Source organism: Arthrobacter sp. DNA4 (assembly GCF_024362385.1).
GTDB lineage: Bacteria > Actinomycetota > Actinomycetes > Actinomycetales > Micrococcaceae > Arthrobacter.
Map to the genome: position 1 here is coordinate 2,095,219 of NZ_CP101466.1, position 15,481 is coordinate 2,110,699.

The 15,481-nt window shown below is 62.2% G+C and carries 14 protein-coding genes and 2 pseudogenes; 8 read left to right on the plus strand and 8 right to left on the minus strand.

Annotated features, from left to right (window positions below; translation table 11 throughout):
• Positions 1-881: 881 nt before the first annotated feature.
• From NMQ03_RS09555 to NMQ03_RS09565, 3 genes are all read left to right on the plus strand, one after another.
• On the plus strand, positions 882-1,637 hold the full coding sequence (locus NMQ03_RS09555; protein WP_255175369.1) for a hypothetical protein: 756 nt from the start codon (positions 882-884) through the stop codon (positions 1,635-1,637).
• Between the two features lie 530 nt (positions 1,638-2,167).
• Complete coding sequence (locus NMQ03_RS09560; RefSeq protein ID WP_255175370.1) at positions 2,168-2,749, plus strand: hypothetical protein; 582 nt, start codon at positions 2,168-2,170, stop codon at positions 2,747-2,749.
• A gap of 190 nt (positions 2,750-2,939) precedes the next feature.
• Positions 2,940-3,968 carry a hypothetical protein gene (locus tag NMQ03_RS09565; protein WP_255175371.1) on the plus strand — a complete coding sequence of 343 codons (1,029 nt, stop codon included), beginning with the start codon at positions 2,940-2,942 and terminating at the stop codon, positions 3,966-3,968.
• Positions 3,969-4,047: 79 nt separating this feature from the next.
• Here NMQ03_RS09565 and NMQ03_RS09570 read toward each other — a convergent pair.
• The 8 genes and pseudogenes from NMQ03_RS09570 to NMQ03_RS09595 all read right to left on the minus strand — a co-directional run.
• A pseudogene (locus NMQ03_RS09570) lies at positions 4,048-4,335 on the minus strand (transposase); the annotation flags it as partial.
• A gap of 10 nt (positions 4,336-4,345) precedes the next feature.
• Positions 4,346-5,455 carry an IS110 family transposase gene (locus NMQ03_RS09575; RefSeq protein ID WP_255175372.1) on the minus strand — a complete coding sequence of 370 codons (1,110 nt, stop codon included), beginning with the start codon at positions 5,453-5,455 and terminating at the stop codon, positions 4,346-4,348.
• A gap of 199 nt (positions 5,456-5,654) precedes the next feature.
• Positions 5,655-6,290: an IS3 family transposase gene (locus NMQ03_RS21165; RefSeq protein WP_369693218.1), complete on the minus strand. Its 636-nt coding sequence runs from the start codon at positions 6,288-6,290 to the stop codon at positions 5,655-5,657.
• The gene (locus NMQ03_RS21170) at positions 6,208-6,807 is read right to left on the minus strand and encodes a helix-turn-helix domain-containing protein (protein WP_369693214.1); all 600 of its coding nucleotides are present in this window, start codon (positions 6,805-6,807) and stop codon (positions 6,208-6,210) included. The genes NMQ03_RS21165 and NMQ03_RS21170 overlap by 83 nt, the downstream gene beginning before the upstream one ends.
• Positions 6,808-7,373: 566 nt before the next feature.
• Positions 7,374-7,706 carry a hypothetical protein gene (locus NMQ03_RS09580; protein ID WP_255175373.1) on the minus strand — a complete coding sequence of 111 codons (333 nt, stop codon included), beginning with the start codon at positions 7,704-7,706 and terminating at the stop codon, positions 7,374-7,376.
• A gap of 123 nt (positions 7,707-7,829) precedes the next feature.
• Positions 7,830-7,928, minus strand: a pseudogene (locus NMQ03_RS09585) (IS3 family transposase); the annotation flags it as partial.
• Positions 7,929-8,956: 1,028 nt separating this feature from the next.
• The gene (locus NMQ03_RS09590; RefSeq protein ID WP_255175374.1) at positions 8,957-9,349 is read right to left on the minus strand and encodes a UTRA domain-containing protein; all 393 of its coding nucleotides are present in this window, start codon (positions 9,347-9,349) and stop codon (positions 8,957-8,959) included.
• Positions 9,350-9,427: 78 nt separating this feature from the next.
• Complete coding sequence (locus tag NMQ03_RS09595) at positions 9,428-9,823, minus strand: GntR family transcriptional regulator (protein WP_255175375.1); 396 nt, start codon at positions 9,821-9,823, stop codon at positions 9,428-9,430.
• Positions 9,824-10,093: 270 nt separating this feature from the next.
• Here NMQ03_RS09595 and NMQ03_RS09600 point away from each other — a divergent pair, with 270 nt between their 5' ends.
• The 5 genes from NMQ03_RS09600 (at position 10,094) to NMQ03_RS09620 (ending at position 15,274) form a co-directional block, all read left to right on the plus strand.
• Positions 10,094-11,359, plus strand: coding sequence for a RuBisCO large subunit C-terminal-like domain-containing protein (locus NMQ03_RS09600; RefSeq protein ID WP_255175376.1), 1,266 nt, complete (start codon positions 10,094-10,096; stop codon positions 11,357-11,359).
• Between the two features lies 1 nt (position 11,360).
• Entirely contained in the window at positions 11,361-12,659 is a 1,299-nt protein-coding gene (locus tag NMQ03_RS09605; RefSeq protein WP_255175377.1) for a four-carbon acid sugar kinase family protein, read from the plus strand.
• A 50-nt stretch (positions 12,660-12,709) separates the two neighbouring features.
• The gene (locus tag NMQ03_RS09610) at positions 12,710-13,753 is read left to right on the plus strand and encodes a zinc-binding dehydrogenase (RefSeq protein ID WP_255175378.1); all 1,044 of its coding nucleotides are present in this window, start codon (positions 12,710-12,712) and stop codon (positions 13,751-13,753) included.
• A gap of 71 nt (positions 13,754-13,824) precedes the next feature.
• Positions 13,825-14,862 (plus strand): 2-keto-3-deoxygluconate permease, encoded by a 1,038-nt coding sequence (locus NMQ03_RS09615; RefSeq protein WP_255175379.1) that lies wholly within the window; start codon positions 13,825-13,827, stop codon positions 14,860-14,862.
• Positions 14,863-15,022: 160 nt separating this feature from the next.
• Complete coding sequence (locus NMQ03_RS09620) at positions 15,023-15,274, plus strand: hypothetical protein (RefSeq protein WP_255175380.1); 252 nt, start codon at positions 15,023-15,025, stop codon at positions 15,272-15,274.
• The last annotated feature ends 207 nt before the right edge of the window (positions 15,275-15,481 follow it).

A 15,481-nucleotide genomic window follows, 5' to 3' on the forward strand; every position in this document is an offset into this window, starting at 1 on the left:
TGGGGAACTTGTATCTCCTTTGGACACGGCCCTCGCGGAGGTCTTTGGGCCCATCGGCACAGTGGACACCAAGCTAGCTGCACCACACTTCGTTGGGTTCAGATTGTCGCGTGACATCAAATCACTTGATCTTGTCGACTCAAACTGGGTGACTGTCGCCGGGGCCACGGCTTCGCTGTTCAGCGGACCTCGCACCGGTACACGCGACTGGGCACGTGCCATTTATCGACATTACAAGGATCCGCTGGATGGGCTCTTTTATGGCTCATCGTATATGCCCAGGGGCCGTTCCGTTGCGCTATTTGAGCGCGCCAGAAACGGGTTGACTCATGCCGAAATCCTTCTGCCCCTTTCGGCGGCCGGATTGAGGGCCGATCTCGAAGCTGCCTGTTCTAGGCTCGGCTTCGGACTCCTATAGAAAACTGGCAATTAGGTCGACATAAACACGTGGAGTGATTGACCAGGGGCCTCATCAGATCATCCTGCCGTCCGCCGCACCCCCTGCCACAGGGGCAACCAATGACACTAAGTCACGGTGCTGTGCTCATCGTCGGTGGTCGCCGAGACGTGTATGAACCGCCAGTCCCTCATCGCGCTGGCATTTCAAAGTAGCAGCCACCGCGGCCTATCCTGCCATCCCACCTGCTCCCTGACCTGTCATTGCCGCATCACCAACGACACCTGCGACTCCAGCCGCAGTACCCTGCGCGCCGTCCTAGGTTGTGCTGCGTTTAGTTGCCCGCCGTTTAGTTTCACCACCACCTTATTGGCAGCGACCAAGGTGACTGCGATTTCACCCCAGAGCCCGAAAAGGCACTTTCGTTCTTGACTGGCCCGGCTAACGCGAGCTATCGTTGTTAGGTAACGATAGGAGTAACCCCATGAGTCGACGTGATGATGTTCCCCAGGCCCGGAGCGCGGGTATCGAGGCCGCCAACGAGAACAACCGTGCCTTTCCTCTTGATCCGAGCCGTGGGGTCATGCTCTTCATCGGGGAGCCTCCTTCAGGAACGGAGACGGTAGCAGGGGTAAGCGCCCCGGAAACTTCGGACCCTGAGCAGCTTGCGACCCGGCTGCGTCGTGCCACGGCTACTGCAGCTCGCATTGAACGCGTCGGTGAACGGCTTAGGCTGAACGTCGAGCAATTTCTTGAGGCGATGGAAACGGTGGCGGACGCGCACCCTGCCGTGGATGCCGCTGGTGATCCCACCAGTCATTTGTCTGCCCATGAGGAGGCCACATTGCGGGAGATGGGACTCTTGCGCAGCGCTCCACCAGCTGGTGCAACCCGCCCATCCGCTTTGGCTGCCTTGCGGTACGGTGAATTGCTTGTGCGCACCCTCACGGTCAAGGAAGCCGCGGTACGGCTTGGGGTGACCGAGGGTCGCATCCGGCAGCGCCTAAATGAGCGATCGCTTTATGGCATTTCCACGAGCCAGGGCTGGCGGCTGCCCGAGTTTCAGTTTGCGGAGCATGGGGCTCTGCCCGGTATTGAGCGTGTGCTGCCTGCCCTTAATGCTGGATTACACCCGCTTGCAGTTGAGGGTTTCTTCACTCGGAGCCAGCCGGACCTGGAATTTGAAGGGGAAGCTGTTTCACCGGTGGAGTGGTTGGCAGCAGGGGAGACCCAACGGTAGTTGCTGAACTCGCCAACGATCTGCTCCGTACCGCGTGAGCTTACTCGGCCTAGAATGAAGACTGCGTCAGCGTCGCGCCTTTGCTCTGCGATCACCTACAGGGTCCGCCCAGGGCGTTGTCCGAGGGCTTGACTGATTGCCTTAGCGAACGCTCCGGAACGGGCACGACCATGCCGGTCGATGTGCTTCCTGCAGGTTATCCGCCCCGGCTGATGATGAGCGCTTCGCGATTAAGCAGCACGGAGCATAACCTCCGTGCTTGGCTCCGCTTCCATTGGTACCAGCGGAGCTACAACGGCGTCTTCTTCAACTCCCAGGGCCCCAAAATCGTAGATATCAACTACCAGTAAGTAGCACTCACCCTGTTCATGGACCTTCAATGGAATTCACACAGCGCGGGGGAGGTCCACTGAGGGCTGGCTACTGGCACTCCCGTTGGAAACCTGCGGAAGCCTTGATGGAAAACTGCCCTTGGCAGGTGGTCTGTGCATGTACTCTAACCGCAATATCACTACGTCCTGGGGGATCCGATGACCGATAGCTACCCTCCGGTGCCGCCGGCACCGCAGCAGCCCAACAGCCAGCCCTTCTCCGCTCCCGGCCCGTTCCAGGGTCAGCCGTACAACTCGGCACCGCCGATGCCGTATCAGGAGCAGCCCTACCCGCAGCAGCCGTATCAGCAGCAGCCCTACGGACAGCCCCAGTACGCTTCCTACCCTCCCCAGCAGTACGCGCCGCAGTGGGGGCAGACGGCGCCCCGGCTCAAGTCTTCCGGTTTCCGCGTGGCCGCCGGCATCGTCGGCATCGTCCTGGGCTTCTTCCTGCTGATCGCCTCCATCGTCGCCTCCTCCTACAACGGCTTCGGCGGGTTCCTCCTCCTTGTCTCGGCCCTGGGCAACATCACCTCGGGCATCGTGCTCCTGGCCATGCAGCGCGGGCGAGGCCGCGGCGCACCCATCACTGCCATCAGCTTCGCGGGGTTCGCCCTTCTCGTCTCATTCCTGTCCACCACGTACATCGGGGCTGGCGCCATGGTCTTCGCCATCCTGTTGGGCACCCCGGTCCTCGTCGTCATGGGCATGGGCCTCTCCCGAGAAATGAAGGCTCCGTAACCGAGCTACGCGAAAGCTCAACTGCGGAAGGCGGGGTGAAGTTGACCAGATTGTTCGGGACGGTGGGAGTTCCAAGCCGCAATCGACTGAATCCTGCATTTGGGATTAACTGCTACTCGCACCGGTCGCCGATCCCCGAGTCTCAAGCAGCGGGGGGCGCACCAACATCACACTCTTGAAACTGGGGGACATGAAGTACTACCTCTCTGCCTTTTTGGCAGCTACAGTTCTGGCCACTCTTACGGCCTGTGGCGGGTCAGCGCAGACGGCACCTTCCACCTCGTCATCGGGCCCGACGCAAAGCGCCCTTTCCTTGACCGTGCCCGATGTGGCCGGAACAAAGTTCCAAGAGACCCGCGGGACCGTCCTGAAAGAATTTAAGGTCACCATCGTGGGCAGTGACGGCCAGAAATGGACGTCGTCCTACCCGGACAAGACTGTAGGAATTTTATCGACAGACCCGGCCGCTGGGACTGTCACGGGCAGCCGCGATCTTCTGGTCAAACTTGACGTGACTGAAAACGAAATGGAAGAGAGTGCCTCCGCAGCACGGGCTACCGCACAGGCGGCAGCCAAGGAGGCGGCTGATGCTGCCGAGCTGGCAAACAGGTATCGATTCACATGTGGGCCTAACCCGTATAGCACAACGGGCGTGAATGTCTACAGCTCTCTGAAGGAGGTGTGGGCCAGCAAGCACTATGCTCGGTCCGATACCTGCACCACCCAGATTGATGGTGTCTACGCCGATTCCAAGCCGGCGGTGCTGCCAAGCGAACAGGCCATCGTGGACGTAGTGGCATCTAGCGGGGGAGACGCCAGCGGCGCCCCGGCCCAAACCTTCGACAAGGTGCTCAGGCTCTGTGCCAAACCGCCCGCGGACTTCGCGGACCAGGTCTATGCCAAACCGGAGTGGAAGAAGGCTCAGGCGAAGGCTGCCCTGGCGCTGTGCCCGGATGCTCCTCACGCCGCCATGCTCCAAGAAGTCGTGACTGCAGTGAAGGTTTCCGACGGCACCCACATCGTCGGAAAGGAGATGGATCCTGGAACGTACAGGACCAAGACGAGCGCCAAAGATTGCTATTGGTCTCGCACGACCGGCGGCGGCAGCGTTATTGCCAATGACTTCGTAGGTTTTGCACCTGACGGTGTCACCGTGACCGTCTATTCGGGCGAAGGCTTCGAGTCCCAGCGGTGCGGTGTCTGGACGAAGATCGGCTAGAGCGACTGACAAAAATAGGGTCCCAGTCCGTTAATACTGGTGAACTGGTCCCCGGAAGTTGGACTGGCTAAATAAGAGCCTAAGCCGCGAGGGCCTGGGTCCGGTATTGCACCGGGCTCAGGCCCTTGAGCTTTGTCGAGATTCTTTCGGTGTTGTACCAGCGGATGTATTCATGCAGTGCCGCTGTCAAGGCGTCGGTGCTGAGGTATCGCACGTGATGGAAGAGCTCTTCCTTGAGGTGGCCGAAGAAGTTTTCCATCACGGCGTTGTCGTAGCACTTGCCCTTGCGTGACATCGACTGGCTCGCGCCGGATCCCTGTAAGAGTTTTCGCCACAAGGTGTGCTGGTACTGGAATCCCTGGATGCTCTCCTAAGTGTCAAGCGGCGTTTCGGTGTCGTCTGGTGTTCGGGACGATGTGCTGGCGGCCGGGGTTGAGAACGAAGTAGACCTCGTGGGCGAGGTACCGCTTCAGGCAGCGGATGATCTCCATCTTAGAGTGCCCCTCGGCGGTCTTTTTCGCCACGTATGCCTGCGTTCTTGGGTCGATCCTTATCCGGCTGATAACCGCGAGGTGCAGGGCGCGGTTGGCTTGGCGGTCGCCGCCGCGGTTGAGTCGGTGCCGTTGTGTCATTCCAGAGGACGCGGGCAGCGGTGAAACGCCGCAGAGCATTGCGAATGCGGCTTCGGATTTCATCCGTTCGGGGTTGTCACCGGCCGTCACGAGGAACTGTCCGGCGACTTCAATGCCGATTCCGACGCGTTCGAGGAGTTTGGGTGCGAGGGCTTCGACGATGGGGTTGATGAGCTCGTCCAGATCGGTTATCTCGTCGGTGAGTTCCAGGTAGCGGCGGGCCAGGGACTTCATCGAGACCCGGTATGCGGTGACGGGGTCGGTCGCGTTTGATACGTCAGGCCGCCATGCAGCCAGGGTACGAATGAGCTGCATCCGGGTCAGGTGGCGGACTTGGTCGCGAAGTACCTCCGGAGCGGAGACGATCGACATCCGAAGGAGCTGCAGGGTGCTGCGGCGCTCCCGGACCGCGTGGGCGCGGGTGACGCGCAGCACGCGCAGGGCTTCGACGGCTCCGTCCTTGCTTTTTGGGATGCTGGTGCGCTTACCATGCAGTGCGGCGCGGGCTGCATTGATCGCGTCCAGATCGTCGTCCTTGCCTTTGCGGCGGCGATCGGAGCGGTCAGGCCGGTCGACCTCCAGGATCATGACGCCGGCTTTGGCGAGGTGTCGGGTCAGGCCGGCACCGTAGGATCCGGTGCCTTCGACTCCGATCCGGGCCAGGTCACCGAACTCACCGATCCAGGCGAGCATCGCCCGGTAGCCGGTGCGTGTTGTTGGGAAGCTCCTGGTGCCCAACACTGTTTCTCCCGCGTCGATGACGGCGGCGACGTGGAGTTCTTTGTGTGTGTCGACGCCGGCGAAGACAGGTGTCGGTGCCTCGTCCGCGTCGCTGGTTGCGGGAGTTCTGGTCATGTCGTTTTCCTCCGGTCCATCCGGTGTGCAAGGGGCACGGCCCCGCGCGTCGACCGACCGGCGGACAAGACAGTGATGAGCACCCTTGGCGCAGGCTCTCCTTAGGTCACTCCGGCGGCGAGGCGTAGCGCCTCACCGGGTACGCCTCGGGGACTGACAGATCCGGGGAAAGACAAAAAGCTGTCGATCGGAGTGAGAGTCAAGAACCCCGGGGGCGCACTCGGCACCAGTATCCTGTCGCATCCATCACTGTGCGAGTCAAGGACCGTCCGGGAATACCGGTACGGACAGTCTCACTGTCCGAATGCACGAGCGGCTGCTGACCTTCCTCAAGGCAGGCAAGGGCCTGGCGCAGCGAACTGTTGGTGAGTTCCAGAGTTGGAGACGGGCTGATCGAGTAGGAGATGATCTGCCGGTCGAAAAGATCCATGACCGGCGAGAGATAGAGCTTACGGTCGCCCACGCTGAACTCCGTCACATCCGTTACCCACTTCCGGTTCGGGGCATCAGCCTCGAATTCCCGGTTCAACACGTTCGGAGCAACCCGGCCCTGCTCGCCCTGGTAGGAGTTGTAACGCTTCTTCCGCCGGACCTTGCACACCAGGGCCAGGGACCGCATGAGCTTCAGAACGGTCTTTTTCGCGACCGTCCACCCTTGCTTGACCATCTCGGTGTGGACTCGCCGGTGCCCGTACCGGCCATGGTTCTTCTCGAAAATTTCCCTGACAGCGGCCTTGATGGACTCCTGCGGATCAGCGCCCTGGATGCGCGCCTGATGATAGAAAAACGTGGACCTGAGCTGCTGCCTGCAGCAGGACCGGAAGCGGGAAGTCAGCCTTGAGGGCGATGAGGGCTTGGACCTTCACCGTCGTTCCTGCGCCCTCAAGGCCCGTAATTTTCCCAGGTAAGCCACTTCCGCCCGCAACCGTTCGTTCTCCCGCCGCAACCGCTCCAGTTCCGATACCTCGGCCGGCTGCGCGGCACCGGGGTGCCTTAGGCCTGCCCTTGGGCTTGGACCGCAACGCGTCCGGGCCCTCGCGGCGATACGCACGGACCCACGTCTTCAGTAGCGTGGGCGAGGACAAACCAACCTCCGCCGCGAGATCCGGGGCAGTCTCACCGGCGATAAACCGTTCAACCAGCGCGAGCTTGAATTCGAACGAGTACACCTGTTTCGTCGGCTTGGCCACCAGCGCTCCTCGACCATGGATCTTCCACCGCCGATAGAGAACCCTTACCGGCGGGCGGGACACCCCCAGCAACGTCGCTGCCGCACTATCCGCGATGCCCTTCTCAAACCACGATACAGCGGCATCACGCTGAAACTCAGACAACGAACTACGTGCATGCATAAAACTGCTCCCCGGAAGTCGGAACTGAATTTCTCAGTCCAACTTCCGGGGAGCAGTTCACTCGGACGGGGACTTCTTCGTTAAGCTCTTGCCGTTTAGGATCCTCCACCGGACGGTGGCCTACTTCGAATCTCAGCCCGGATTGGCTTGGTATCAGTTTGGTTCCAGTAAGAAAGCAGCTGGGAATTCCGCTGGAGGCGGGATTATGCTTCGGCAATGGGGAACCTGGAAGAACGGAAAGTCCCGCCGCGCTGGATGAATTGGTTATGGCTGGTTGCGGCGATCCCGCTTGGGTCGGGTGTCGCATGGATAGTCAGAAACTTCAGCCCGATAGCTCCCGATGCGTTGGCCGTGCCTGTAGCCTGCGTCGTGGTCTTTACTATGGCGATAGCCGTTTCGTCTCGCAACAGCGACAAAAGGTTGAACGGCAACGAGCCCTCCCGCCCCTCAGGGTCGCGGCTCGAGTGAATCGCTAGAGGGCCTATCCGCTTGGTACCGAGTGCGCTCGGTAGAGGATCCTTCACCGGACGCCGCACCGTCGCAATCGGTAAATTCCACTGCTGGCATCATGACACTGAGAACACTTCAAGCGCCTTCGGCCAAAGGACTATATAACGTTGTTCATCTACCGGCCTGTATGCCGCCCGTACGCTGGCCCATCGCTTGTCAGTGCTCAGCGATGTCCTCGCGTGATCAAAGGCTTCCAGTGGTCGGTCGGTTTCAATGAAGATGTTCATCTCGCCGGCGCCAAAGTCGTGCCCGTCTACGACGCCGCATTCATCCGGAAGATCAGACTGAAGCAGATCCTCCATCGAGATAAGCGCATCAAAGTCATTCTCAGATGTTGCTGGCCACTGCAAAACCAAGATGTATTTCCGGAATCCCTGTTCGTTGGACATCGCACCATGCTGAGCATTCGCCATGTCTGGAGTCTTTCACCTCTTGTCTTGACATCGGTAGCTGCCGGGCGTCGACCGCGCACCTGACTTTGAGTCGTCCCATAGGGATGGCTGCCAGTGGACCTATGCGGCGAGCAACTGAGCACAATACTGTACCGGGCTCAAACCCTTGAGCTTCGTGGAAATTCTTTCGGTGTTGTACCAATGCATGTACTCGTGCAGTTTGGTGTGGCGGCCTTGGCGTCCTGATATCGCTCTGGTCGTTGAGTTGGTTCGTCGTTCTAAAAGGGGAGCAGTTGCTGGGTTGAGGGGAGCTGGAGTGCAACTTGGGCAACCGGCGTCGGGCCCGCAAACTTCGTTCGGCTGAAGGAGCAGTCAGGTTGGGGGGAAGTTTCCGGTTGCCGCGGACGGCGCGGAAGCGCCCTGGTTGCGCGGAGGACGCGCCCAGCTATCGGGCCCTTCAGAACCACTATGCTGGCGTCCGAGTTCGTGGCCCGCCCATCGTTTTCGCAGCTAGGGGGGGTGGTGATCGGTGCACGAATTCGCCCAGAAGAGGACCAGCCGAGTTCGAGAAATTGGCCCCAGTGGTGGGTGTGGACAATGTCCACACTTTTCGTAGCGGAGTGCCTCGTACCGCCCGCGAAATGCTTCGGATTCCGCATGTTTTCGCGGGTTCCTAGTGTTTACAAGGGCTGGAATGTAGTTCGAGTCCCACCTCGGGCACAGTGTTTTCCCAGGTCAAGTGCCTATTGGCCCCAGTAGTGTTGACGAAGCTTAACATTTTCCCGCTTCGGGTGTCCGCCCGACATTGATAAGTAGCATCCGGCCGCCCCGTGTAGGGCTGCATGCTGCCGCCGACTCTGCAACGTGCCGTAGCTTTCTGGCTGCCGGTCCGATGTGTGGTGCATGACTAGGCCTTTTCTGGAGGCGATAGAGGTCGCTGGCACAAGCGCCGTGTTGCGACACGCTTTCAGGCACCTCAAGCCCAGGCCGTCGTCGCGTTTGAGCTGCATTCGGTTCCGGGTGCACTGGAGCGTCGCGTCGGCGACACGCAGAAGACCGGCACGGAGAATGAAGCGCCCGTTGAAGCCTGCGCCCCAAGAGTCTCGAAACCGCGGGAATTGGTACACACGGGCGCGAGGCGCGGCAAGTATCCCGCAACTTTGTTTGTTGGGCAGTTGCGCTCCCGCGGGGTGTCGGATTTCAACGTTTCCGCCAAGAGGTGACTCTGTGCGGCGGCATCGCAGCCTTTAGTGTGCCCCTCGCTCAAGATCTGATAGTTCAGATTCCAGTTGCTGGGTCAGGGTCCGAAGGCGGCGGATGTGCTCTTGGGAGACGCCTCCGGGCTGGGTTGTAACTTGTGCGTCGACATCGAAAACCGTGTTGGGGCTGTGCCAGACGTTGAACCACTCGAGGCCATGGCCGAGAGCGTCGCGGGTAACGCCTTGAAGCAGCAGCAGCGGTTCGCGCGTGTTGATGTTGAGCTTCCCGGCCACGTCGGTATCCGCTGAGACTGCCTGTACTTGGCGGGGTCCGCCGGCGGGGTGGTAGCCGTGGTCCCGCATCAGGCTCAACAGAGACGCATCTTCCAGCAGTTCGACGGTGAAGTGCGGGAAGAAGTCGCGAGGGACCCAGGTCCGCATGAATGCCACGGGAAGGTCGTCGAGGTAGCGGACCCGTTCGATTTTCCAGGTGTTGGTGGTGTTGAGGGCCTCGATGCCTTACCAGGGAGGCTCGGCCGGTTCCACGGTGAGGACGTGGGTGCGCAGGCGCTGGCCGTGTGCTGCGGCCTGTTCGTCCAGGCCACCCGCGCGCTGGACATGCCGGCGGAGGACTGGTGTAGCGGCTACGACGCTGCCGCGGCCGCGCTGGCGGCGAATCAGGCCCAGGTCAGCGAGGCCGGACAACGCCTGGCGTACCACGCTGCGGGAGACGCCGAACTGTCTTTGCAGTTCCTCTTCGGTGGGTAGCGAAGAGCCTGGGGAAAGTCCCATGTCCACGATTTGCCGGTGCAGGATGTCCCGGATTTGGGCGTGGAGAGGGCCCCCGCCTTCCCGGTTCAGAGGGCTGCTGCGTCCCGCCTGCTCCGCCGCTGACTCTGTTGATTCCACGCTCACATTGGCTCCTCTGTCGCTGTGCACATCTTAGCCCTCACGTTGGTTGCGCGGCGGCGGTTCAGTGTGGTGGGGCGGCCTTGACGTGATCCGCACCACCTATTATTGTACGTATCAAAGGTACGTACAACTTTGTTCCCGAATCACAGAAGATGCCGTGAAGCGAAGTCCCGAGTCACCTGCTTGAGCCGTCATCGGCGCGTGAGCGAAGTGAAAGTACCTGCAGGTGACAGTCGGATACGTAAGTTTCAAAACCCCACATTGGAGAGTTCCATGCGTGACCCGCGCTCGGTGCGTTGCACCTACTATCTAGAATCTGAAATTGACCCGGAAAAGGCCGCCGCCATCATGGCTTACGAACAGTCGAGCGGCACCTTCCTGCCCGTGCCGGGCGAATCCGCCCGGATCCGGGAACGGCACGCCGCACGGATATCGGATGTCCAGGAACTCGGCTTTTGCCGCCCCTCCCTGCCATCACGGGCGAACCCGGAAAAGGTCCGCGCAGCACTGGTCACCGTTGATTTCCCCATGGAGAACGTCGGCACCGACCTGGCAACGCTGCAGACAGCCATCGCAGGCAATCTCTTCGAACTCGGCGACCTATACGCCTGCCGCCTTCAGGACATCCAGCTGCCGGAGGACTTCATCGCCGCCCACCCCGGCCCCGCCTTCGGTATCGAGGGGACCCGCAAACTCATCAGCGACGTCCAGGGCGTCCTGGTCGGCACCATCGTCAAGCCCAACGTCGGGCTTTCCGAAGAGGAATTCCGACTGGTTGTCCGGGACCTGGCCATGGCGTCCATCGACCTGATCAAGGACGATGAACTCATGACTGACCCGGCCTATCTGCCGCTGGAACGCAGGGTCGCAGTCGCCACCGAAGAGATCCGGGCCGCCGAGCAGGTCACCGGCCACTCAACCATGTACGCCTTCAACATCACCGGTGACCTCGCAGGCCTGCAAAAACGCCACGACCTGGTCGTCGAGGCCGGCGGCCGCTGCGTAATGCTGAACATCCCTGTCATGGGGCTGCCCGCCCTGGCAATGCTGCGCAGCTTCGCCGAGGTTCCCATCCACGGCCACCGGGCCGGTCTCGCGGCCTCCATGAGGTCCAAGGCCCTCGGCATGGATTACCAGGTCTGGCAGCAAATGGCCCGCCTGGCCGTCGCCGACCACCTGCACGCCAGCGGACTGGGCAGCAAGTTCTACGAACTCGACGAAGAAGTGGCCTCTAACATCCGCAGCCTGCTCGCCCCTCTCGGACAGACCATCGCACCGCTGCCCGTGTTGTCGTCCGGGCAGAACGTCACCACCCCGGGGCCCACATTCGAAGCAGTAGGATCCACCGACCTGATGATGCTTGCCGGAGGCGGGGTCGCTGCCCACCCGGACGGACCAGGAGCCGGGGTCCAGAGCCTTCGCCAGGCCTGGGAAGCAGCCGTAGACGGAGTGCCGCTGCAGAGCGCAGCGGACACGCTCGCCCACACGGGGGACGAGGCTCTCCTGCACGCAGTCCAGACATTTGCGAAAGGTGCCTGAGATGCCCGCTTTCGGTTTTGTCGCCGACGACCTCACCGGAGCCGCCGATGTCCTCGCCCAAGCCCACCGTTATGGGCTCGAAGCCGCGCTGGTCATCGGGGACGCCCCACTGCCCACGGACACCGACGTCGTCGGGTTCGCCGGGCCGGCCCGTTCCCTGTCCGGCACAGCCTTCGACAACCTTGTCACCCGCGACCTTGCAGGCATCGCCACGCTGAACCTGGAGGTACTGCTCTACAAGGTCTGCTCCACCTTCGACAGCTCCACCACCATCGGGAGCATCGGCCGCGGTATCCAACTGCTCCACGAGCAGTTCCCGCTGCACGGACCAATCCCGGTAGTGCCAGCCCAACCCGCTTTCGGCCGATACACCGCTTTCAGCAACCACTACGCAACCTACGCCGGCCAGATCTACCGTCTGGACCGTCACCCGGTCATGTCCCGCCACCCTTCCACGCCCATGTCCGAAGCGGACCTGCGTCAGGTCCTGGCCGAACAGCTCGGCGGCGACAAGGTACCGGGGGCCATCCATCTGCCGGCTTATGACGACGGAACCTTCAAGGACGCCTGGGCGGACCGGCGGCGGGAACCCGGGGCGCAGGCCTTCGTGGTCGACGCCGTCGACGAACACCACATGGACGCCGTCGCAGAAGCGCTCACCCGCGAGGAACACGGTCACGGTCCCTCGATCGTGGTCGGATCCGGTGGCATCATGGCCGCGCTGGCCCGGTCCATCTCGGAGCAGGCCGCACGCAACCCCGGCCCGCAGAAGCCCTCGGGACCGGTACTGGCCGTCAGCGCCTCAGCCTCCAGCACCACAGCGGAGCAGATCAACGACGCAACCTCCCATGGCTGGGAGGACGTCCCGGTCCCTGCCGAGCTGCTGCAGCGCGACGACACCGCCCTGATTGCCGCCCTGGACGAGCGGGTTTCCGCCGCGCTCCGGGCCGGGCGCAACGTCGTCGTTCACACCACCCGCGGCGCGGCAGACCCACGCTACGGGGCAAGCACCCCAGTGGACGCCGGCTACGTCGGCACCTTGATCGGCGGCCTTGCCGCCCGCATGGCCGATGCCGGACTCACCCGGGACATCGCCGTCTGTGGCGGCGATACCTCCAGCCACGCCCTCATCGCCATGGGCGTCCGCCAACTGCGGGTCTCCGACCAGTTCGTCACCGCCGGCCCCATCCTTCGCGCCGATGGTGCCTCCGCCGTCGGCGGATGCCGGCTGCTGCTCAAAGGCGGACAGGTCGGACCCACCGACATCCTGCGCGGCTTCGCTTACCAGCTCCCCAGCTAACACCCCAAACTTTTCTTCCACGCATCAAGAACCAACGAAAGGCGGCCCCCATGCGGGCAGTAGTCAAAAACGCAGCCGAACGAGGCGTCACTTACGTCACCGACGCCGGCGACCCCAAGGCAACAGAAGGTTCCGTCGTCATCGAAGTCGGCGCGGCCTCCCTGTGCGGCACCGACCGCGAACTCTACGAATGGACCCCCTCAGCCCAGGCCTTTAACCTCAACCTCCCGGTCATCCTCGGCCACGAAGGCGCAGGAACCATCGTCGAGGTCGGCCCCGGCGTCACCGGCCTAAACGTCGGTGACCAGGTCGCCCTCGAAAGCCACCTGACCTGCGGCCAGTGCTTCCCCTGCCGCACCGGCGACGCCCATACCTGCGAACGCACCGGCATCCTCGGCATGCACATCGACGGTGTCTTCGCCGAATACGCCGCCGTCCCGCAGGACATCTGCGTCAAGCTCCCCACCGGCCTGTCCCTCGAATCCGGGGCCCTGCTCGAAGCCGCCGGCGTCGCCGTCCACGCCATCCAGCGCGCCAACTACTCCGTCGCAGGCCGGGCAGTGCTCGTCAGCGGCGCAGGCCCGGTCGGGCTCGTCGTCGTGAACCTGGCACTGCTCATGGGCGCCTCCCACGTCATCGCCGTCGACCCCAACCCCTACCGCCGCGCACAAGCCGAAAAGCTCGGAGCGACTGCCCTGCACCCGAACGACGGCATTGTCGAGCGCTGCCGTGAACTGACCGGGCGGCGCGGCGGCTTCGACGTCGCCTTCGAATGCTCCGGAGCCCCCGGTACCCTGACCGCTCTCTTCGAAGCCGTGCGCCGGGAAGCTACCGTCATCACCGTCGGACACCCCAGCCGCCCGGCCGAGGTCGACATCGCCGCCTACATCAACAAAAAGGGCATCACCCTGCGCGGCATCTTCGGCCGCAGGCTCTGGGAAACCTGGGAACAAAGCCTGTTGCTGCTGGACTCCGGAAAGCTCGAGCTCGACTGGCTCATCACCCACCGCAAGAAGCTCAGCGAAATTGACGACGCCGTGGAGCTTCTCACCGGCGACGCCTGCAAAGTCCTGCTCATCCCTGGCCTCGGCTAACCCCACAAGCAACGGAACTGACGGTCCGAACCGCAGTTCCCAACCACTCAGCTGTTCAATAGGAGAAATCAATGTCGATTCCCATCAAGAAAGCTCTGGAGAAGGTCCCCGGCGGGATGATGCTGGTGCCCCTCGGCATCGGTGCCGTCATTCATACCCTGGCCCCGGACGCAGGTAAGTTCTTTGGCTCCTTCACAGGGGCCTTCTTCACCGGCCTGGCTCCGCTGCTGGCCGTGTTCTTCGTCTGCCTCGGCGCCACACTCGAGGTCAAATCCACGCCCTACATCCTCAAAAAGGGCGGAGTGCTCCTCGGCTCAAAAATTCTCTTCGCGATCCTCATCGGCGTCATCGCAGGCCGCTTCCTCGGCGAGGCCCCCATCGACTCCGGAATTCTCGCCGGCCTGTCCACCCTCGCACTCGTCGCTGCCCTGAACGACACCAACGGCGGGCTCTACATCTCCCTCATGGGCCAGTTCGGCCGCAAACGCGACGCCGGCGCCTACTCCATCCTGTCCCTGGAATCCGGCCCATTCCTGACCATGGTCACCCTGGGCATCGCCGGCCTGTCCGCATTCCCCTGGCAGGCACTCGTCGGCGCCATCCTCCCGCTGGCACTGGGCATGCTCCTCGGGAACCTCGATAAAAACATGCGGCATCTCCTGGCCCCGCTGGTACCGGCCATGGTGCCGTTCCTGGGACTAGCCCTCGGCCTGACCATCAACCTCAACGCCGTCGTAGAAGCGGGCCTGCTCGGCATCGCCCTCGGCCTGTTCGTGGTCTTCGTCGGCGGAGCAGTGCTGCTCCTCGCCGACAAACTCACCGGCGGCGATGGCGTAGCCGGCCTCGCGGCAGCAACCACAGCCGGCAACGCAGCGCTTGTCCCTGCCATCATCGCCACAGCCAACCCCGTCTACGCCCCGGCCGCTGACCACGCCACCGTCCTCGTCGCAGCATCAGTCGTCGTCTCCGCTGTGCTCTGCCCGATCGTGACCTCAGCATGGGCAAAGCGGCTTCAGAAAAAGGCCCGTCTCCAGGACAGCGAAGTCAACGCCCCCGAGCAGGAGTCCCCAGCCCCGAAGCATGTAGGGAGTACCCCAGAACTGACCTAGCAGTACTAAAGGAAATGGACGGGGCGTGCACAATGCACGCCCCGTTTCCCTATATCCGTACTCGCCAAGGAACTCTGCTTACCAATGTGGCAGCCAGGTCCTGAAGCGTCCGAACCGAAGCACCGCGACATGCTGGAAGCAACTTACGAAAGGAGCAACGATGATTGCCGAACTACAAATGGCCGATCTGCCAACGGTCACAGCCGGAGCCCACCCCCTGAGCTATCACAACTGGATACACCTCAACCCCGGCGACAGAATCATCGTCAAAAGGAGTGGATTCGCACCCGAACACGGCAGCGTAGACGAAATCAGTGAGGATGCCAGTTACTTCTGGGTCTGGATCGACGGCCACAGCCGAATCCTGATCTTCCACGGCGACGGATCAGCCATACACAAACAGCTTGGCTAGCCTTCCACCTCCCGCAGTGAAGATTCCGTCAGCCCCAGCACGTCACTATCACCCCGATTTGGAGGTGTGGAGACTGTCCACACTTACGGCCGCGGATCGACTCGTACTGCCTGCGGATGGGCCCGTATTCCCTAAGTTTGCTTGACAGCAGCAGGTCTTCGGGCCTATTTGCTCGGGGCTGCTGCGATAACAGTGATCAGGATGGCA

Bases quoted from the DNA above. Each gene is read 5' to 3' on its own strand.
- NMQ03_RS09555 (WP_255175369.1), top strand. From the start codon at position 882: ATGAGTCGACGTGATGATGTTCCCCAGGCCCGGAGCGCGGGTATCGAG.
- NMQ03_RS09560 (WP_255175370.1), top strand. From the start codon at position 2,168: ATGACCGATAGCTACCCTCCGGTGCCGCCGGCACCGCAGCAGCCCAAC.
- NMQ03_RS09565 (WP_255175371.1), top strand. From the start codon at position 2,940: ATGAAGTACTACCTCTCTGCCTTTTTGGCAGCTACAGTTCTGGCCACT.
- NMQ03_RS09575 (WP_255175372.1), bottom strand. From the start codon at position 5,455: ATGACCAGAACTCCCGCAACCAGCGACGCGGACGAGGCACCGACACCT.
- NMQ03_RS21170 (WP_369693214.1), bottom strand. From the start codon at position 6,807: ATGCATGCACGTAGTTCGTTGTCTGAGTTTCAGCGTGATGCCGCTGTA.
- NMQ03_RS09580 (WP_255175373.1), bottom strand. From the start codon at position 7,706: ATGTCCAACGAACAGGGATTCCGGAAATACATCTTGGTTTTGCAGTGG.
- NMQ03_RS09590 (WP_255175374.1), bottom strand. From the start codon at position 9,349: ATGCGGACCTGGGTCCCTCGCGACTTCTTCCCGCACTTCACCGTCGAA.
- NMQ03_RS09600 (WP_255175376.1), top strand. From the start codon at position 10,094: ATGCGTGACCCGCGCTCGGTGCGTTGCACCTACTATCTAGAATCTGAA.
- NMQ03_RS09605 (WP_255175377.1), top strand. From the start codon at position 11,361: ATGCCCGCTTTCGGTTTTGTCGCCGACGACCTCACCGGAGCCGCCGAT.
- NMQ03_RS09610 (WP_255175378.1), top strand. From the start codon at position 12,710: ATGCGGGCAGTAGTCAAAAACGCAGCCGAACGAGGCGTCACTTACGTC.
- NMQ03_RS09615 (WP_255175379.1), top strand. From the start codon at position 13,825: ATGTCGATTCCCATCAAGAAAGCTCTGGAGAAGGTCCCCGGCGGGATG.
- NMQ03_RS09620 (WP_255175380.1), top strand. From the start codon at position 15,023: ATGATTGCCGAACTACAAATGGCCGATCTGCCAACGGTCACAGCCGGA.